Below are 19,650 nucleotides of genomic sequence, written 5' to 3'. Positions count from 1 at the left end.
TCTCAATATAACATTTTTGGACAGAAAACACGCGCTTTTTCCCTTGGATTTGGAAGAAATTTAATTCATTGCTATCGCTCGTGCGGCCCGACTGTTAGAATAAAGTTAACGATAGATAATTGATGGAGGGATTGCAATGATTCGCATTGGAACTGTAGGAACGAACTGGATTACGCAACAATTGGTTGAGGCGGTTGCTTTGTCGCACCGGTACACGTTAGCCGGGGTCTTCTCTCGGCACCAAGACACCGCGACGGCCTTTGCCGACAAGAACCAGGCCGAAAAGAGCTATACCGATTACGAAACCATGCTCGACCAAGCCAATTTGGACGTGGTTTACATTGCGTCACCCAATAGTTTACATTTCAAGCAGGCCATGGCCGCGATTGACCGTGACATCTCCGTGATCGTGGAAAAGCCGGCCTTCAGTAACCGGCGTGAAATGGCCGCGATTATGGCGGAATTAAAACAACACCCGGCGGTGAAATACTTCGAAGCTGCCCGTCACGTCCACACACCAAACTTTAAGGCGATCGCCAAAGCATTGACGGGACTGCCAACGGTGCAGGGTGCGGCGTTGACTTACATGAAATATTCGTCACGGTATGATAAGGTCTTAGACGGCGAACAGCCGAACGTCTTCACCAAGGAATTCTCCGGTGGGGCACTCCAGGACTTGGGGGTTTACCCGTTGTACCTGGCGATTGCGCTGTTTGGTCAACCCGAAAACGTCGCGTTCTTCCCGACGATCATTGCGACCGGCGCCGATGGAAAGGGCCTGGCCGTTCTCCGTTACGGGGATTTCGACGTAACCGTCAACTTCGGCAAGACCAGCAACTCCTACAGCTTATCTGAAATCTACGGCTTGAAAGAAACCATTACGATTGACAGTGCTGGGGAATTGACCCACGTGCAAGAACGCGCGGCGGATGGTACGGCCACGGATCTGAGTTCACCTGAACTGGCGAACCCAATGTTGCCGGAAGCCGAGGACTTTGCGCGGATCTTGGAAGATCCCGACAACGCACAAAACGCGGCCGACTATCAACGGTGGTTACAATGGAGTCTGACCGTCAATCAAGTCTTATTCGATTTGCGGGTCTCTGCTAACCTGAAGTTCCCAGCCGATCAACACTAGAAAGAGGAAAAAAACATGTTAAAACAATTCGAGGCTCATTTTAAAGACTTGGGCTACACTGAACCGACCGCAATTCAAACGGCAGTCTACGAACCGTTAGCGGGAGACCAGAACGTCTTGGGCCTCGCGCCGACTGGTTCGGGGAAGACGGTGGCCTTCACGTTGCCGGCGTTGGCGAACCTGCTGCCGGGAGATGGAACCCAATTGATTGTGTTGGAACCATCTCAGGAATTGGCGATTCAGACCAGCCGAGTCATGCGTGACTGGGCTAAATTGTTGGATTTAAAGGTGGTCGCGTTGACCGGGGGCGCCAACGTCAAACGCCAAACGGAACGCTTGAAGAAGCGACCAGAAGTGGTTGTGGGAACGCCGGGCCGGGTATTGAACCTAGTCAGCGACCGTAAATTAAAGCTCCATCTCGTGTCCTTACTGATTGTGGACGAAGCCGACGATCTTCTGACGGGAGACACGTTGGACACGGTACGGTCAATTGCGCAAAATATGCCGGCTGATGTCCAATTGGGCTTCTTCTCCGCAACCGACACGCCGATTCTTCACGAATTGGACCAGTGGTTCGGCCAGACAGTGAACCGGATTGACGTGCGCCAGGAGGACCAGACGCAGGGCGAGGTTCGTCACGGCCTGTTGCAGGTCGGGATGGGCAAGCGCGATCAGATGCTTAAACGAATGCTGGCGATGCCGAACTTCCGGGCGTTGGTCTTCTTCAAACAGGCCAGCACCTTGCGACAAACGGCGACGCGGTTCTACCACGAGCACATGTCCGCGGCTAGTCTGACCAGTGACCTGCGGCAAGTCCAACGGGAAAAGGCCTTACAGGACTTTCGTCTGGGACGGACGCGGCTCCTGTTAACCACGGATGTGGCGGCGCGGGGGTTGGATATCCCGAAGCTGCCAGCCGTGATTAACTACGATCTGCCGACTTCGGTGAATGAATACGTTCACCGGGTCGGTCGGACGGGGCGGATGGGCGAGCCCGGTCAGGTCATCAGTCTGGGTGACGACCACGACTTGCGGGACCTGAAAAAGCTCTTAAAGGATACGGACTACGAGTTGGTCCCACTGTACTTTAGCGGACGCACCCTGACCACCGAAAAGCCTGTTGCAGTTGCCCCGGTTCAGTCGTCAGTTGCTGACACGACTCGGCAGACGGCGACGAAGGCAACGGCAACCACATCAGCCGCCACAGCGACGGCCGTCTCGGAGAAGGGCAAGGGTCCCGCTGCCCCGAAGCGACAGCCTAATCCTAGTAAGAAAAAGAAGCATAAGAATCGCCACACGAAGAATAAGGGAATGCGAAAAAAGTGGCGCGACCGCGATGCGCAGCAGTAATTCTTCTTTAGAAATAAAATAATCCGTGGTAAACTTAATAGCGGATTATTTTTATTGGCCCTATAGCACAACTGGATAGGGCACTCGCCTCCTAAGCGAATGATCCCGGTTCGAGTCCGGGTGGGGCCATTTTTAAAAGAGTGCGGTGCCAAGCGATTAGCTGGTGAGCATAACGATAATAAGGCAGGAATCCTGGTTTTTGGATTCTTGTCTTATTGTTGTTAAGCGGAGCCGGTTGCTTGGCACCGCACGTTTTGGCAATAAACAATGAGTGGGCGTTACTAAGTGAAGAATCCTGGGCTTGGATTATTTGCTTAGTGGCGTTAAGCGGAGCTGACTGTCTGGTGTCGCACGTTTCGGCAATAAAAATGGCTCTTTGTCAACTGTTGTTGGTAATCGGCTGTCTGAGGTTGCCTAATCGTATTATGATTAGGCAGCCTTTTTAATTCCGAATACTAGATGAATCCTTAATCTAAAGCTACTAAAACAACCGAATCCGTAGCTGACTCGCTTGATTACTTTGATTTTATTATTGATACCTTCCATTGGTCCATTAGAATAATTGTATTTTAGCGCATTGTACACAGATTCTTGGTGTTCTCTCAACGTATTTAACGGTGTTTCAAGCTCTTCGGAGTAATCATTCTTCTTGTCTAGAATGGTTACTAGTTTGGACGTGTGACGATACTTGACGGCTCGCCGAACGGTCTGTAAAAGCTCATACGCTTGGCGTAATTCATCATTGAAGCTGAGAATGTAATCGACCGTACTATTCTCAGTATTAATTCCTGAGAGATGAGTGAAATTATGATAGGCGTTGAAGTTCAGCTTTTCATTAGGTTTTAAGAGTAGTTTCCAGTATCGTTTTAAGATCTTATGTTTGATATTTGAATTGGCATAGGACTTCATTATACGAACTCTCACACGATTGAAACCACGCATTATAGAACTCACGATGTGGAACCTATCGGTTACCACAATCGCGTTTGGAAAAACGGTTTCTGTCAATTGCGGATACGTGTAATTCATATCTGTCACAATGATTTTCACGCCTTCTCGCGCAGCCTTAGTATATCGATTGAAGTATTTTTCGAGATCATACAGGGTTCGTGATTCAAGGATATCGATAAATTCGTTTCGCATACCGTCCATAAAGACAAAGCTCATTGCACCTTTGGCATCTTTGGTAGACTTGACTTCATCCATATTAATAACTGCTGGCAACCAGCTGTAATTTGTCTTAATATCCGGTTGGTAGCTACGCATGATTCGTAAAACACTCGTACTCGAAATGTTTAATTCGTTTGCGATATGCCGCATTGAAACCGTCTCACTGAGCTTTACTAAACACGAGATCCGGCTGACGTTAGAGATGGTGTGGTTTCGCTGAACCAACGACGTTTCTGCCAGAAAGTATTGATGGCATTGCTTACACTTGAAATTACGTTTTTTAAGGTGAAGTTTAACGTCTCGTTCAACGGCTTGTGGGAGTTTAACCGTGGTCCAACGCCAACCGTATTTGATAATGCTCTTCTGGTTCAAAACGCCACATTTAGGACAAGCTTTTGGACGGTAGTCTAAAAGTGCCTGTACCTTGAGTGGTCCCTTTACTTCTAAGGGATTCATTATTTTCAGTTTTTTGATATTAGGGTCTTTTATCCCAGAATAATTTTAGTATCATTGGACATAGGATATAGTCACTTTCTTTCTCTTGAAATGTGGTAGTGGATGGACATAGATCTGCGACTATATCCCTTTTTTGTACGACGAATTTACAATTGAAGTGCAACAAGTAAGAAGATAAAAAAGGAACTCATAGCCTGAGTCCTGTAAAATGAAGTCACCACAACAATCATTTAAAGGAGATTTTAGGCTATGAGTTCGTACAAACATCTTACCTTAAAAGACCGAGAATGCATACTGTTAGGCGTCACTTTAAACGATAGCTATCAAGTTATTGCGGAGAAAATTGGCTGTTCTAAAGCCACTGTATCACGTGAAGTTACACGCAATGGCGGTCGTGATGCATACTCAGCTGTCAAAGCACAAGAGAGCTACCAAAGGCGCCGACTGAAGAGCCGCCGTCCTAGACTCCTAACTGACCTGAAATTACGAGATTTTGTCCTTCGCTGCATCGTTCAATACCAATGGTCTCCCGAACAAATCTCAGGGCGTTTACTTCACGAAAATAGTGGATGGCGAATTAGTTACAACACCATTTATCGCGGAATTGAACGTGATAATTTGGGAATTAAACGTAAGAGTCGTGGCGCTCGTGGTTTTGCCCGTAAACTCCGCCATCGTGGCAAAACTCGCAAGGTCAAAGGAACAATCAATGAACGACGGGGGCGGTTTAATGATGTTCCTTCAGTCCATGAGCGGCCAGTGTCGTGTGATAACCGGAGCTGGTTTGGCCATTGGGAAGGTGACACCGTTCGAGGTAAGACTGGACGTTCAGCTTTAGTTACGTTGGTGGACCGTAAATCACGTTACTTACTATCTCAACGAGTTTCCAAAGTAAACGCCAAGAACGTTACACAAGCTATGATTGACTTATTGCATACTGTGACGCCCAAACGAGTTCGTACGCTTACGCCGGATCGTGGGACTGAATTCGCAAGATATCGTGAAGTTAGTCAAGAGCTAGGTATTCCGGTCTATTTTCCAGATCCACACGCACCACAGCAACGGGGAACTAACGAGAATACAAATGGTCTTATTCGTGAGTATTTCCCAAAAGGAACTGATTTAGATCAACTCACTGACCAAGATATCTGTCAGTTCATTGAAACATTAAATAACCGACCACGTAAGGTCTTAGGCTGGAAGAGTCCATCAGAAATTTTCTTTGGAATAAAGTTGCGCTTGACTTGACAATTCGTCACCCATTTTTACTCTATACAGTATACAAAAATATCCGCTGCCAGTAACCAATTAAGTTGATTACCAACAACAGATATTTTAGAACCATAAAAATCAAATAAGACGCGTCTGGCCAGGGCCAAGCGCGTCTTATTTTAGCATCGTTATTTTTCGTAATGAATCACCCACTTGCCGCTGTCGGCTAGTCGGTACCGGAGATAGGCCGGGGAGTTCTGACCGCTATAGTTGTACAGCCAGTACTGATTGCGGTAGACGTGGGTCTTGGCCTTGAGCATAACCTTTTTCGGCTGATTGGGTTTCACGGTTGAAATGAGCTTATGACCACTGCGCCACGTGTTGTAGCGGTAGAGGTGGGTATCGTAAGTATTCATGTAGTAATATTTTTTCTGATAAATAATTTCGTAAACGTGTTTGTTGGCCGTCTTACGGGCGTAAAATACCTGTCGATTGGAGATGGTTCGTCCGGAATCCGGCGTCCGGTGAACGGCGTTGCGCTTGGCCTGATACAGTTCCATAAACTCATGGTTACCGTACATAAATGCGCGAGCGAACGTCTTCGTTGAGAACGAATTGGACGGTGTGACCGCATAGTGCCAAGTCTTAGCCGATGCCTGACCGGGACTGACGAGTAAAAGGGTAATTGCCGCCGTTAACGCGACTAGAAGCTTCTTAATTGTCAAGATCCAGACCTCCCTTATATGAGTTAAGTCTATCAAATTTTTAGGGGTTTTGCATTAATTATTTGATATTGCGGTCATAATTATCAGGCCTTTAATTCAACGTGTTTAGCCAGTTGGTTTTAATTGTAACGGTGACACGCGAGAAGCGCCGTCTCACGTGGTGTTTGATCGTAAAAGCGCTTTACTTTTAAAAATATCCGTGCCAGAATATAAGATAAGTTCGCTGGTTAACTGTAGTGGGTTAATCAGTAATCATTAAAAATATTATTGGCCGATACATAATGGAAAAGAAAAATTCTTAAGAGAGCGGGTTATTTCACATGGGTGTTGGATTTAAACTCTTATTTCGGGCGATCTTCTGGTCGGCCCTAACGTGGTATTTTTGGTTCTTTAGCGGTGCGCAGGCTTCCGGTGGCGTGGGGATTATTCAAATGATTTTCGCGATCTTCTCCACGGTAGCCGCGGCATTCTACATCATCATGTTCCTGATTGGTTGGATGAAGAGCTGGGGCATGTTCCAAGGAAAGTCCAAGAAAAAAGAGTAGGCTGCTAGGAACGTGGCTTGTCACAGCTGATGAGCCGCAGCACTTCACTATTAGAAAAAATAAAACGGTATTAAACGGAAAGTTTCGCAGGAAATTTCGCGTTTGGTACCGTTTTCCTTTATAATAAGGGTATTCAAACAAGAGGAGGATTTTCGATGGAAAATTCAGAATCAATGAATCCTAAGAAATTTAGTCGAATTTTAGTTGGGGTAGACGATTCCCCCGATGCACAGCTGGCGTTCCGCTATGCGATGAATCGGGCCAAGTTTGACGAGTGTGAGTTGGTCATCTGTTCCGTGTTGGAGTCAGACAACATGAACATTTACCAGGCGTTGAGTAAGAATTACGTCCACGGGCAACGGGCCGACTTGCAGAAACATTTACAACAATATCAAAAATTAGCCGAACGCTTTGGCATTGCGAAGGTCAGCATCATCATTGGTGAAGGGGACCCAGGTGAAACGATTGTGAAGACGATTATTCCCGAAGTTAAGCCCGACCTGTTGGTGATTGGGTCGCTGTCGCAGACCGGTGTACGGAAGTATTTCGGGAGCCAAGCTGCTTACATGGCAAAATATTCTCCAGTTTCCGTGATGATTGTTCGTTAGGCGATTTACCGGGCTTTGTGGGACCGCATGTGAAAATTATATACAAGTAAGCCCTTGCATTGGGAAACTTTTTTTTCATACAATGGGTTCTATGCAAAAAGATTCTCCCAGCTCGATTCGAGTGGGAGAGTCTGAATCGAGCATAGGAAAAGAGAGAAATTAGCATGCAGTTCGTCGTTTTGATTTTAGGTATTTTACTTTTACTCTTTTTGATTATTCGTGTAAAGTTAAACACCTTTGTTTCACTGATCGTTACCTCAGTACTGGTAGCGCTTGGGCTGGGGATGAACCCCGCTAACATTGCGACCTCGATTAAAGACGGAATCGGTAGCTCCATGGGCGAACTGATTATCGTCTTTGGGTTCGGGGCCATGATTGGCCGGCTGGTTGCCGATGCCGGTGGATCGTACCGGATCGCCCGGACGTTAATCAACCTATTCGGGAAGAAACGCCTCCAGATTGCCATCGTGGTGGCTTCCTTCCTGATTGGGATTTCCTTACTGTTTGAAGTGGGGTTAGTTCTGGTGACGCCAATCGTCTTCGCTGTTGCGCTGGAAGCCGAAGTGCCATTCCTCTATCTGGGGATTTCAATGGCAGCCGCACTGTCGGCCACGCAAGGCTTCTTACCGCCACAACCCTCACCAACGGCCGTAGCAACGGTCCTGGGCGCCAACATTGGTGAAATGTTGCTGATCGGGATTATCGTGGCCATTCCTTGTGTGATTGTGGCTGGGCCTATTTGGACGCGCGTGATTCGGCGGTTCAATCCGGACTTGTTCGTGATCAAGCGTTCTTTACCAGCCTTCGGGGAAGTTAAAGAATTTGACTTGAAGGAAACGCCTGGTTTTGGTTTATCCGTTTTGACGTCACTGTTCCCAGTGGTCTTCATGGCTGCTGCAACGATTTACCAATTAGTCGTTGACGGTGGGGCGGCACCGAAGAATCCGCACGGTTTAGATGCGATTGTCTCGATGCTGGGGAACCCCGTCATTGCCATGGTGATTGCTTTGCTATTTGCCATCTGGTCCATGGGTTTCCATCGTCAACGGACCATGAAGCAAATCAGTGCGACCTTGGAAGACGCCATCAAGTCGATCGCCATGTTACTGATGGTTATCGCCGGTGGGTCAGCTTTCAAGGAAGTCTTGATCGACGGTGGTGTCGGTAAGGCCGTGCAAGAACTGATGATGCACTCCAAGCTGTCACCGATCTTGTTGGCTTGGTTAATCACTGTAATCTTACGGATCTCTTTGGGATCCGCCACGGTTGCTGGGATGACCTCCGCCGGACTGGTCTTGCCACTGATGAACACGTTAAGCGCCGATCCCGTCATGGTTGCCTTGGCCATCGGGGCCGGGTCACTGGCCGCTTCTCACGTGAACGATGCCGGGTTCTGGATGTTCTCAGAATACTTTGACTTGAGCGTCAAGCAGACGTTCCAGGTTTGGACGACCTTGGAAACCGTTATTTCCGTGGTCGGACTAGGCATGGTCATGCTGATGAACGTGATTATTAATTAGATATGAACGACGAAACCGAGTTGCCAATCGCTGGCGGCCCGGTTTTTATTTTATGGTGAACTGTAAGGTTGAGATGGTCAGTATATATTTTAAATGATATAAGTACGTGATTATCGAACGATAGGCCGTTTCACAAGTGGCTGGTTGCAAAAAGGGCAGCGACTCTTGGCCGCTGCCCGATAATTGCTTATTTTTCCTCGCGAATGATGTACTTCGGTCGGTGCTTGGTTTCCAGGTAAATCTTACTGATGTACTGTCCTAAAATGCCCAGACAGAACAACTGAATCCCACCCACAGCCAGAAGAATGACTACGAGAGACGGCCAGCCAGCAACGGCACCGCCAACGGTCAAGGCGCGAACGATCACGAAGATCAGCGCGACGATTGAAGCCAGGAAGGACAGACTGCCCACCCAAGTGGCTAATCGCAGAGGCGCATTGGAGAAATCGATGATTCCTTCAATGGAGTAGGCAAAGAGTTGCCGTAGACTCCAGTGCGTGGTTCCCGCGGCCCGCGGTTGGCTCTCGTAGGTCAGGTAGGTTGTCTTGAAGCCGACCCAGCTGAAGATCCCTTTAGAGAACCGGTTGAATTCGGGTAATGACAAGACCGTATCCACAAATTGCCGGGTCATCAAGCGGTAGTCCCGGGCGTTGGGTTCAATCCGGACGTCCGAAATCCAGTTGATGACACTGTAGAAGCTTCGTGACAGAAATGCCCGCAGGCGACTCTGACCGCGACGTTCCTTTTGAATGGTGCCAACGCAATCATAGTCCCGATTCTCGATCAAATCGACCATCTCGGGTAGTAACTCCGGTGGATCTTGAAGGTCAACGTCCATCACGGCTACCATATCCCCGGTTGTGGCTTGTAACCCCGCGGCGAGCGCTGATTCCTTTCCAAAATTACGGGAGAACGACCGATAGTGGACGGTCTCCGGATGTTGCTCGTGTAACTGTTTCATTTCCTCTAAGGTGTGGTCGCTGGACCCATCATCCACGAAGATATACTCTGGCGTTACCGTCGGAGTAGGGGTGTTCATGGACGCGATCACCTTGCTAACGGTTCGGTAAAATAAGGGAATAGACTCCTCCTCGTTATAGCAAGGAACGACCAGACTAAGTTTTTTCATCACAGACATTCCTTTCACACAACGATACCATCTTACCTCAAATATAGGGGGCTTGCCATTAAATTTTCCTTACAGACGTAAGTCAGATGAGCAGTCCCGGGTGATCTGACGGATAGGTTTGACGATACTGCTGGTTTGATTGACGATAGTTGCCGGTCGACTTGACGGGCTGAGACGGGATACATCACGGCTTAAGTAGTCGGGGGCCAGGACAATTATTTCACTGGTTACGATAAGGGTTGTGAACCGCGAGCAAATCAGGTAAAGTTTTCTTTAAACCCTTGCGAAGAACGCGGTACCCGCTGTCTAGGTTCCAAGGCACAAGCTTACCCGACTAGCAGTCTGGATACCAGTATCATGGCTAAGATGGTTAGGTGAGTAATTGTTGTGGGAGCCATAGGAAAACTGGTGGTCAGTGATGTCTGGCTGGCCCGTAACGACGGTAAAATTGTGACTGATTCAAAGTACAATTGGCCCCGGGTCTGCTATAATTGACGTTAATCAATCAATGAAAAGCTGGAGGAAATTATAGTGACGAAACCGATTAAAGTAATGACGGTATTTGGAACGCGTCCGGAAGCCATCAAGATGGCACCCATCATTCTAGCCATGCAACAACGTCCCGCGGAATTTACCCCAATCACAGTGGTAACCGCGCAACATCGGGAAATGTTGGATCAGGTCCTCGATATCTTCAAGATTAAGCCCGATTATGACTTGAATATCATGCGGCCTAAGCAGACGCTGAGCGACATCACGACGCGGGTGTTGAATCAGCTCGACGATGTCTTGACCGAGGCGCAACCCGATATCGTGTTGGTCCACGGTGACACGACCACGACCTTTGCGGCCAGTATCAGTGCCTTCTATCACCAGACCATGCTAGGCCACGTGGAAGCCGGGTTACGGACGTGGAACAAGTATTCCCCGTATCCAGAGGAAATGAACCGGCAATTGACCGACATCTTGAGTGACCTGTACTTTGCGCCAACGGACCTGTCCAAGGACAACCTGTTGAAGCAAGCCCACCCGTTGGCCAACATCTACGTCACGGGGAACACGGCTATTGATGCGCTAAAGCAGACGGTGGATGCCAACTATCACCATGCCGTACTGGATCAGGTTCAGTCAGGCAACCGGCTCATTCTGTTGACGATGCACCGGCGGGAGAACCAGGGCGCACCGATGCGGGCAGTCTTTAAGGCGATCCGGGCCGAAGTTGAGGCGCATGCGGATGTCGAGGTCATCTACCCCGTCCATCTGAGTCCAGCCGTCCAGACGGTAGCCCACGAGGAATTGGGTGGCATGGATCGGATTCATTTGATCGATCCCTTAGACGTCGTGGACTTCCACAACCTGTCGGCCAGAAGTTACTTTATCATGACCGATTCTGGGGGTGTTCAGGAAGAAGCACCATCGCTGAACAAGCCGGTGCTGGTGCTCCGCGACACTACCGAGCGGCCAGAAGGCGTCACCAACGGCACGTTGCGGTTGGTTGGTACCGATCCACAGCGGGTGACGGCGGCAATGGACGACCTCTTGACGGACCAGGCGGCGTACGATCGCATGGCCCAGGCGAAGAACCCATATGGGGATGGGCACGCGTCCGAGAGAATTTTAGCAGCGATTCAAGAAAAAATTAATGGGGGCAATGTTAATGGGTGAAACAGCGTATGACCGGGCCGAGATAAAGACGACCGAACAGTTGTATGAAATTATGCGAGAGATTCACCAGCGGGCCGCTAAGCGTCATGAACGGTTCGATTATAAGATTCTGCGCAACGTGCATTTTGCCAATAAGGTCAAGAATCCCGTGACGCAGGAAATGAATGAGGGCGATTCCTGGCGGGTCATGCAGATTGACAACCTGCTGGTGACCTCATTTGGGGTGATTAATGTAGAAAGCAAGTACTGGCGGGGGATGATCTTCCACGATCTCTCCGAAGAAATCTTCTCGTCTAGCTTGGATGACTTCTCCGGTGTGAACCTGAGCGGCCGGGAGAAGGAAGTGCCTAAGGCCTTGGCCAGCCATCTGGATCGCTTCTTCCTACCGAACCTGTCGGAAGAAAACGAATCCCTGACGCAGGGATACACCATGAGTCTGGAGCAGGAAGGCCGGGGTCAACGCTCGATTACGTTGCACACGGGTATTAGTAATCCCGCCACGCAGGCCGAGTTGTCGTCCAAGTTGCTGGTGCGTTACATCAATAGTGAAATCACGATGCACCGACAGTTGGAAAATAAAAACGACCGGATCATCGACTTTGTTAAGCCGTTGGTTTACTATAATTACTACGACCGTTACAATCACAGTAACTCGTTAGTGGTCGGTAACAAGACGAAGTTAAATCCCCGCGACGCCTACAATTGCACGGCGGTCGCAAATTATGACGATCTGGCGACGTTTATCGAAACGTTCCGGCAAGCCAAGCGGGTTCGTTTCAGTCGCAAGACGCTGGAGAAAATGATTGGGACGTTGAAGTTCGCTGAGGATTACGGGTCGTTCTAGGGGAATGAAAGGGGCCACAACTTGTGTGGAAGAAATGGCGTCCGCATTTAGCGGGAATCAATCGGATCATCCAAACCATCAGTAAACACTATCAAATGGCAAACGTGTCCGATTCGGCAGCCGTATTGGCGTACTATACGTTGCTGTCGCTATTTCCAGCGCTGCTGGTTCTGGCTAGCCTATTACCGTTTTTCCATATCGAGACCAATACCGTCATGAACGGAATTGAACCGTTCCTGCCGGATAACATTTATGATATTTTAGCGCCCATCATCCATTCGTTTTTAAATAATCGAAACGGTAGCGTGCTGTCCATCGGGGTCATCGTGGCCATTTGGTCGTCATCGCGGGCGGTCGCGGCGTTTCAACGGACCGTCAACGGCGCTTACGGCGTGGTGCGGAAGCAAAATGCGATTGTCAATCGAGTGATGGCCTTCTTCTGGATGGTTGCCTTGATTGCCTTTCTGTTCCTGATGATGTTGTTCTTTAGTGTGGGTCAGGTGGTCTTGGAACGGTTGACGCCGTTACTGCACTTGCCGACGCAGATTCTGTCGTACGTCAATGCCGCTAAATGGCCGGTCACGTTCATCATGACATTCTTGCTCCTGATGATTCTCTTTTACTTCGTACCCAGCGTTAAATTAAAGCTGCGCTACGTTTGGCCCGGGGCCTTGACCGCCACGCTCGGTTGGTTGCTGTTATCGCAGGCGTTCAGTTGGTATTTGAAATTCTTCATGCGAAATATTGATAGTTACAAGACGATTGGAACCTTCATCGTGCTAATGTTTTGGCTGGACTTCACGGCGTTGATCTTGATGTTTGGTGCGGTGCTCAATGCCGCCATTCAGGACTTAATCGAGGGGACAATTGAGGAACAGGCGGTCTTTACCTACATTCTGCGCAATCGGTTGAAGCGCAATGGTAAGTCCGATAAGACCTGATTAACGCAAAAACGACGACTCATCACCCCTGACAGGCGATTGGTCGTCGTTTTTTGACTCAAAGTTAAGATGTATAGGCATGGCGCCTGCGGCTGCTAGGGGTTCCGCCTGCTGTGGAGACCGGTGCGAGCCAAAGAGCGGTCTCGCGCCTCGGTTTGAAGCCGTCAGCCCGCGTCTTCAAACACGTCTTGCAACGTAACTTGGCGAATAACGCCAGCTAACGTTGCACCCACGGCTGGCTCCATCCCTATCCTCCTCCGGCTTGGGTTGTGGCATGGTTGTCATTGCGGCTTACCGTGGCTAACGACGAGTGTTGCCGTCCGGATGCTATGTAGCCGTGAATGAGTCAAATCTGGGCTCAGCTGGGGCAGTGATGACTGGTGTATTTCCAGTTATCACTGGGCGTCTTGGAGACACCGGGTTATGGTGGTTCCAAGCGAGGGCCAAGACCGCACCTTCAGGCTTGGCCCGGTCCTTCCCCAGCGTTCCAGCCCAGATTTGGCGAACGGTAAGGCGACCAGCGGAATCCCTGGCAGCCGCAGGCAAGGACAAAACTATTTAACCCGCGTGGGCGACCAATTGGGTGGCGAAGGTGTCGAGCTGAGTGATGGCATCGGCGTCCGGCTCCAGATTAATCTTGACGCTATCCGCTCCCTGAGTTGCGCCGGTCTGGCGAAAGGCCGCTTCGAAATGGTCAACGGTGGTGTTGTAGTAGTCGCCGTAGAAGGTGTCACCCGACCCGGCCACGCCGAAAGTCTTGCCGTGCAGGTCGAGCGTCTGCAGGTCCTCGTAGAAGTCTAACCCTTCATCGGGCAACGATCCCTCATCGTAGGTGTACGCGCAGACGACACAGATGTCCGCCTGCTCAAATTCGGCGGCGTCGGTCTGTGAAATTTCGGTTTCGGTGACCTGGCAACCCAGGTCTTCCAATTTTTCCGTGACAATGTCGGCGACGTCTTCATTATTTCCGGTGATGGTCGCAAAAACGACGTGTGCTGTTAGCAAATCACTCACTCCTTTAAAATCGTCCTGATTGCCGTTAATTATAGCAGGCCATCGTGATGGTGGCTAGGGACGGTTGGTCTAGGCAACGGTGAGATGGCGAAAAGATGATTGACTAACTAAGCCGTCACTGGGGTCGTCATCATCGGGGGAGAACTGGTAAAATAGGGACAGATAACGAGAAAAGGATGTGACCTGAATGGCCGTAATTACCATGATTGAGGCTCAGAAGCGCAGTGGACGCTTTAATATTTACGTTGACGGGCACTATGCATTTCCCGTTAGCGACAGTGTATTGGTGGACTTTCGCCTGTACAAGGGTATGGAGATCGACAAGGCACTCGAGGAACGGCTGACGGCCGCCGATGACGTTGCCAAGGCCTACAATCGGGCGCTGGATTACTTGTCTCACCAGCTCCGCACCGAAAAAGAAGTGGCGGATAAGCTGGTTACGTTGGAGATTCCGGAAGACACGATTGAACAGACGTTGAAGAAGCTACGGGATTTTTCGTTGGTGGACGATGCGCATTACGCCGCCAGCTACGTGCGAACCGTGATGCATACGGGCGATAAGGGCCCGCGTGTGATTCGCCAACATTTACGACAAAAGGGCGTCGGCGAAAAAGTCATCGATGACGCACTGACCCTGTATACGCCAACCGAACAGCTTGCCGTGGGGACGGCTGTGGCCGAGAAGTTGGCGAAACGCTACCAGCACAACGCAACGCGCAACCGCGAGCAGAAGATGCGGCAGGGCTTGATGTCTCGGGGCTTTGGTGGTGACGAGATCAAGGCGATGCTCGATGCCGTAGATTTAACGCCAGATGAAGATGAACAACAGGCCTTACTGGCGAAGCAGGGTGAGAAGTTCCTGCGGCGTTACCACGCGCTAAGTCAATCGGAACGGCAATATAAAACCAAACAGGCGCTTTATCGTAAAGGATTCAAACTCGATGATATTAGTCAATGGCTAGCTGATTTAGGGGAATCGGCCGAATAGGTCATTGGATTAGGGTAAGGGGGAGTTACCATGAATTCTAAAGCTTGGGGAACAGTCTTAGCATTTGTGACCGTCTTAGGGCTCAGTGGTGGACTGGCGTGGTGGTTCAACGACCAGGCCAAGACACAAGCAGAACCTAAGGCCAGCAGTAGTTCAGTGGTCCGGCAGGTGAAGCCCAAGAAGGCCAAGCCCGTGGTTAAGAAGGTTGTTGCGAAGCCAAAGCCAACGGCGGCCACGCGTGAGATCGATGCGGTACTGCGGGCCAACCGGTTTGTGGGGACAGCGTTTGTCGTGCACAACAACCAGGTCATTTACCAGAAGGGGTGGGGCTACGCGGACGCCGCGACCCACCAGAAGAATGGTGCACACAGTGTTTATCAGTTGGCATCCGTTCAGAAGTCCTTTACGGCGGGACTCATCATGCGTCTAGCGAGTGAGGGCAAGCTAAATCTGACGGATCCGTTGTCGAAATACTACCCAACCATTGCTGGGGCCAATCAAATTACCTTGCGTGACATGCTTGACATGAAGAGCGGGCTGACGCTGACGGCCTTTCCGACGAATCTGCATTCGGAGAAGGGCATGATTAGGTTCATTTTAGCCAACGTCATCAGCCGGCCGGAACGTATCGGCAAGTGGGACTACTCACCGGTCAACTTCATGTTGCTGTCTGGGATTATTGAAAAGGTCAGTGGGCAGAGCTACCGGCACTATTTCACGACCAACATTACGAACGCTTGGCACCTGAAGCACACGGGTTTTGTGTTTAACATGGATCAACAAGCCACGTACTCGCAGGGTTATCAAAACGCCAATAATGCCGACGTCACGGCCAACTACGGTCAACGGTTCGGCGAGTCCACGGAATCGATGTACTACCAGTTTGGTACCGGGCAGGTCTACATGTCCGCTCGCGATCTCTACACGGCCCAACGAAACATGCTGCAGGGGAAGCTCTATCCGGAAAGTGACGTCAACGTCCTGTTGGTACCGGGATCGTCGTCGATGTACGGTGGCGGGATGTATGTTTATCCCGGCTACATCCGGACGCACGGTCTGGCTTACGGGTACGAGGCCACGACGCTGTTGAGCAAGGACGGCACGGATGGCGTGGTACTGTTGAGTAACTACTACCGGGTCAACCAGTTGTCGCAGACGCCAGCCATTCAGATCTGGAATCTGTTGCAGGCCGGCGAATTGGGTAAGTAGACGTTGAGTCGCTACCTGACGACTTTGGTGAAAACTGGCCGGCTTGCCGTTCGCTCCGGATGAGCTGGTTGTCTGCGGCCATCAGGAGCTCTGTCTGGTGCGAACGGTAGGCGGACAGCTTCACAACCGTTCTGGCACGATGCAATTTAAATCAAAAACCAACAAGCCCGTCAGCGGATCTCCGTTTGACGGGCTTGTTGGTTCAAAAGATGGTGATGACTAGCGCTTAAGCCTTCGGACGACTTCCGTAGGCGCGCTTGGACTTGTAGCCGGCAGCCAGGATTTGGCGCATGTCGGCAATGTGGCGTTGCTTGGTCGCCTCGGCCTTGGCGCCGAAGATGTAGCGGGCCCATTCACGTTGGTAGCCCACGGTCAGGCTGGCGAAAAAGGCCGTTAACTGGTCATCATCGGCCAGAAGTGCCGCTACTTGGGGGATTAAGGGTTCAAAGGAGCTGAGTGGTGCTTGTGCCATAAAATGTTCACCTCATTAATTGATTCTTTTAGTTTACCTTAAAATTACGGGGCGCCCAAGGATTTTGTTCAGGAATGTTGTCGTGTCTATTCAATAATACGGCCGAATCTGGTATAATATTGATTGAATTTTTATAGTTACCCGTTACTTAGAAAGTAGGGTTAAGACATGACGCGCGAAGCTAGAGGACCTAAGGAAGGCGACTTCATTACGATCAAAAGCTACAAGCACGACGGAAGTTTGCATCGAACTTGGCGCGACACGATGGTACTCAAAACAAGCGAAAATGCCCTCATTGGCGTTAATGACCACACGTTGGTCACTGAAGACGATGGGCGGCGGTGGGTGACCCGCGAGCCCGCCATCGTTTATTTCCACAAGCATTACTGGTTCAACATTGTTGCGATGATTCGGGATAACGGGGTGTCTTATTACTGTAATTTGGCCTCCCCGTATGTTTTAGATAAAGAAGCGCTCAAATACATTGATTATGATCTTGACGTGAAGGTCTTTCCGGATGGTGAGAAACGCTTGCTCGACGTTGATGAATATCAAGATTTCAGCCAACGCTGGCAGTACGGCGAAGAAACCGACCGGATCTTAAAGGCGAACGTCCTGACCCTTGTCGATTGGATTAATCACCACAAAGGCCCCTTTTCTAAAGCCTATGTCGATCTATGGTATCAACGGTATCAGGAGTTATTACGTCGCTCGAATTAGTGCGGCACAGACCTGTAAGAGTTGTCTTCCGTATCACCAGGAGCAAGTCATTCGTGGCTCGCTCCTTTTTTAAAAAACATAACCGGTGTGACTTGATGGTGACATCGCGTGAGAATGCATGACGAAAGGGGTTCACCCATGAAATGGTTTGCTAATTCCCGACTGATGTTCTGGTCCGTGGAACTGTTAATTGTTGCCGCGCTGATTTGGGTTTGTACGCAGATTAGCTTTCTGTTTTCGCCAATTGGAATTTTCCTGTCAACAATCTTTGCGCCCATGTTGATCTCGGGGATTCTCTTTTACCTGCTGAACCCGGTGGTCAAGCTGCTGGAGAAGGTGCGCTGGAAGAAGTTTCACATCAACCGTACCGGTGCCGTAGCCCTGGTCTTCTTGCTATTGGTCCTGGTGTTGGTCGCCGGCGCAATGTGGGTGATTCCACGGCTGGTAACGCAGGTCACAACGTTGGTGGGCAACATTCCCGACTTCGCCAAGTCGAGCGAGGCCGTCTTGAACAAGCTAATTAATCATCCGCTGTTAAAGGAGATCGATTTTTCTAAATACTTAACGCAACTGCAAACGGCGTTATCCAAGTACGCCCAGAGCTTCATGAGCGGCCTGACCAGCGGCATCGGCAGCATCATTGGGACGGTCACCACGGTTACGGTGACCGCCGTTACGGTGCCGGTCATGTTGTTCTATATGTTGAAGGACGGTGACAAGTTCATGCCGGCGATTCGGCGGTGGTTGCCTAGCAAGCACGGTGAGCAGACCGCGGAGCTTCTGGGCCGCATGAACAATACGATTGCCCGTTACGTGGGTGGTCAGATTGTGGAGTGCCTCTTCGTTGGGAGCTTTACCGCCATCGGTTACTTTTTCGTTGGTGAGAAATACGCGTTGCTCCTGGGCTTCTTCGCCGGTATCTGTAACTTGATTCCCTACGTGGGACCGTACATTGGGATTTTACCCGCACTGATTGTGGCGTTTGCGACGAGCACCAGCCTGATTATTTACGTGATTATCGTGGTCGTCGTCGTGCAACAGATCGACGGGAATCTGGTCTATCCCAACATTATTGGGAAGAGTCTCCAGATTCATCCGCTCACGATTATCATTATTCTGTTGGCGGCCGGCAATATTGCGGGGCTGCTGGGGATGATTCTGGCGATTCCACTGTACGCCGTGGTGAAGACGGTCGTGCAATACCTCTACACCATTTGGCAGTTGGAACACGCGGAGAAAAAGTCGCTGTGAACCGAACATCGTGAGGCAAACGGGCATTAGATGTCCGGGTCGCTCCGGATTTTTTGGTGAGAGAACAAACGGCACGAGATTACCGCGTGGTTTCAGCCGTAGCGGTCTTCTGTTAGGGTGGAAATTCTCAAGAAATGTCTAACGTCTGTGGTTTGAAGTTGACGTGACCGCTCAATATGCTACTATTTAGTTTGTTATTGGATTTTTTTAAACTCGACCCCCGGGTAAAGCAACGGGGCAAATTAACCAGATAAAGTAGGAGATTCTACATGAAAAAAGTAATTACTTATGGGACGTTCGACCTGTTACATAAAGGTCACATTCGCTTATTAAAACGGGCCGCAGCCTTAGGTGATGATTTAACGGTTTGTGTGTCTTCCGATGAGTTCAACGCCGAGAAGGGTAAGCGCGCTTACACCTCTTACGAAGACCGGAAATACATCCTGGAAGCCATCAAGTACGTTGACCACGTGATTCCCGAAACCACGTGGGACCAAAAGATTCGCGACGTTCAGGAAAACAACATTGACGTTTTTGTCATGGGTGACGACTGGAAGGGTAAGTTCGACTTCTTGAAGGATTACTGTGAAGTCATTTACTTACCACGGACGGAAGGGATCTCCACGACTAAAATTAAGCACGATCTCGGCCTTTCTGACGAAGAGACTTGGAAGGAAGACGAAAAGTAGTGCT

The 19,650-nt window shown here is 49.9% G+C and carries 19 protein-coding genes and 1 tRNA gene; 15 read left to right on the top strand and 5 right to left on the bottom strand.

Going from position 1 to position 19,650, the window contains the following annotated elements; translation table 11 throughout:
• The first annotated feature begins 136 nt into the window (after positions 1-136).
• From KB236_05625 to KB236_05615, 3 genes are all read left to right on the top strand, one after another.
• Positions 137-1,138 (top strand): Gfo/Idh/MocA family oxidoreductase, encoded by a 1,002-nt coding sequence (locus tag KB236_05625; GenBank protein UIF30181.1) that lies wholly within the window; start codon positions 137-139, stop codon positions 1,136-1,138.
• Positions 1,139-1,153: 15 nt separating this feature from the next.
• A complete protein-coding gene (locus tag KB236_05620) occupies positions 1,154-2,488 on the top strand; it encodes a DEAD/DEAH box helicase (protein UIF30180.1) in 1,335 nt (444 codons plus the stop codon).
• 56 nt (positions 2,489-2,544) lie between these two features.
• Positions 2,545-2,617: transfer RNA gene (locus KB236_05615), tRNA-Arg, on the top strand.
• Between the two features lie 300 nt (positions 2,618-2,917).
• On the opposite strand, the gene KB236_05610 is transcribed toward KB236_05615, so the two are convergent.
• Positions 2,918-4,114 carry an ISL3 family transposase gene (locus tag KB236_05610; GenBank protein ID UIF30179.1) on the bottom strand — a complete coding sequence of 399 codons (1,197 nt, stop codon included), beginning with the start codon at positions 4,112-4,114 and terminating at the stop codon, positions 2,918-2,920.
• Between the two features lie 249 nt (positions 4,115-4,363).
• Here KB236_05610 and KB236_05605 point away from each other — a divergent pair, with 249 nt between their 5' ends.
• Positions 4,364-5,362, top strand: a complete 999-nt coding sequence (locus KB236_05605) for an IS30 family transposase (protein ID UIF30178.1) — start codon at positions 4,364-4,366, stop codon at positions 5,360-5,362.
• A 152-nt stretch (positions 5,363-5,514) separates the two neighbouring features.
• Here the strand turns inward: KB236_05605 and KB236_05600 are convergent, their stop codons facing one another.
• The gene (locus KB236_05600; protein UIF30177.1) at positions 5,515-6,051 is read right to left on the bottom strand and encodes a hypothetical protein; all 537 of its coding nucleotides are present in this window, start codon (positions 6,049-6,051) and stop codon (positions 5,515-5,517) included.
• A 320-nt stretch (positions 6,052-6,371) separates the two neighbouring features.
• Between KB236_05600 and KB236_05595 the strand changes: the two genes are divergently transcribed.
• The 3 genes from KB236_05595 (at position 6,372) to KB236_05585 (ending at position 8,724) form a co-directional block, all read left to right on the top strand.
• Positions 6,372-6,596: a hypothetical protein gene (locus tag KB236_05595; GenBank protein UIF30176.1), complete on the top strand. Its 225-nt coding sequence runs from the start codon at positions 6,372-6,374 to the stop codon at positions 6,594-6,596.
• Positions 6,597-6,751: 155 nt separating this feature from the next.
• Positions 6,752-7,204, top strand: a complete 453-nt coding sequence (locus KB236_05590) for a universal stress protein (GenBank protein ID UIF30175.1) — start codon at positions 6,752-6,754, stop codon at positions 7,202-7,204.
• A gap of 164 nt (positions 7,205-7,368) precedes the next feature.
• A complete protein-coding gene (locus KB236_05585; protein ID UIF30174.1) occupies positions 7,369-8,724 on the top strand; it encodes a gluconate:H+ symporter in 1,356 nt (451 codons plus the stop codon).
• 187 nt (positions 8,725-8,911) lie between these two features.
• Here KB236_05585 and KB236_05580 read toward each other — a convergent pair whose 3' ends face one another.
• The gene (locus KB236_05580) at positions 8,912-9,853 is read right to left on the bottom strand and encodes a glycosyltransferase family 2 protein (GenBank protein ID UIF30173.1); all 942 of its coding nucleotides are present in this window, start codon (positions 9,851-9,853) and stop codon (positions 8,912-8,914) included.
• Positions 9,854-10,405: 552 nt separating this feature from the next.
• On the opposite strand from KB236_05580, the gene wecB reads away from it, so the two are divergent.
• From wecB to KB236_05565, 3 genes are read left to right on the top strand one after another with little or no spacing between them, the layout of a single operon-like run.
• Positions 10,406-11,518 carry a UDP-N-acetylglucosamine 2-epimerase (non-hydrolyzing) gene (gene wecB, locus KB236_05575; protein ID UIF30300.1) on the top strand — a complete coding sequence of 371 codons (1,113 nt, stop codon included), beginning with the start codon at positions 10,406-10,408 and terminating at the stop codon, positions 11,516-11,518.
• Entirely contained in the window at positions 11,511-12,362 is an 852-nt protein-coding gene (locus tag KB236_05570; GenBank protein UIF30172.1) for an NERD domain-containing protein, read from the top strand. Before wecB ends, KB236_05570 begins: the two co-directional genes overlap by 8 nt.
• Before the next feature lie 23 nt (positions 12,363-12,385).
• Positions 12,386-13,303, top strand: a complete 918-nt coding sequence (locus tag KB236_05565; GenBank protein ID UIF30171.1) for a YihY/virulence factor BrkB family protein — start codon at positions 12,386-12,388, stop codon at positions 13,301-13,303.
• Between the two features lie 558 nt (positions 13,304-13,861).
• On the opposite strand, the gene KB236_05560 is transcribed toward KB236_05565, so the two are convergent.
• Entirely contained in the window at positions 13,862-14,308 is a 447-nt protein-coding gene (locus KB236_05560; GenBank protein UIF30170.1) for a flavodoxin, read from the bottom strand.
• Between the two features lie 196 nt (positions 14,309-14,504).
• Between KB236_05560 and recX the strand changes: the two genes are divergently transcribed.
• On the top strand, positions 14,505-15,305 hold the full coding sequence (recX, locus tag KB236_05555) for a recombination regulator RecX (protein ID UIF30169.1): 801 nt from the start codon (positions 14,505-14,507) through the stop codon (positions 15,303-15,305).
• Between the two features lie 30 nt (positions 15,306-15,335).
• On the top strand, positions 15,336-16,514 hold the full coding sequence (locus tag KB236_05550; GenBank protein ID UIF30168.1) for a beta-lactamase family protein: 1,179 nt from the start codon (positions 15,336-15,338) through the stop codon (positions 16,512-16,514).
• Positions 16,515-16,740: 226 nt separating this feature from the next.
• On the opposite strand, the gene KB236_05545 is transcribed toward KB236_05550, so the two are convergent.
• On the bottom strand, positions 16,741-16,986 hold the full coding sequence (locus KB236_05545; protein ID UIF30167.1) for a YdeI/OmpD-associated family protein: 246 nt from the start codon (positions 16,984-16,986) through the stop codon (positions 16,741-16,743).
• A gap of 168 nt (positions 16,987-17,154) precedes the next feature.
• On the opposite strand from KB236_05545, the gene KB236_05540 reads away from it, so the two are divergent.
• From KB236_05540 to tagD, 3 genes are all read left to right on the top strand, one after another.
• On the top strand, positions 17,155-17,706 hold the full coding sequence (locus KB236_05540) for a DUF402 domain-containing protein (protein ID UIF30166.1): 552 nt from the start codon (positions 17,155-17,157) through the stop codon (positions 17,704-17,706).
• 138 nt (positions 17,707-17,844) lie between these two features.
• Positions 17,845-18,957 carry an AI-2E family transporter gene (locus KB236_05535; protein ID UIF30165.1) on the top strand — a complete coding sequence of 371 codons (1,113 nt, stop codon included), beginning with the start codon at positions 17,845-17,847 and terminating at the stop codon, positions 18,955-18,957.
• A gap of 269 nt (positions 18,958-19,226) precedes the next feature.
• Positions 19,227-19,646, top strand: a complete 420-nt coding sequence (gene tagD, locus KB236_05530) for a glycerol-3-phosphate cytidylyltransferase (GenBank protein ID UIF30164.1) — start codon at positions 19,227-19,229, stop codon at positions 19,644-19,646.
• Positions 19,647-19,650: the final 4 nt, after the last annotated feature.

The organism is Levilactobacillus brevis, from assembly GCA_021383565.1.
GTDB classification, from domain to species: Bacteria; Bacillota; Bacilli; order Lactobacillales; family Lactobacillaceae; genus Levilactobacillus; species Levilactobacillus brevis_B.
The sequence above is the reverse complement of the archived record's forward strand: the minus strand, read 5'-3'. Positions and strand labels throughout refer to the sequence as shown.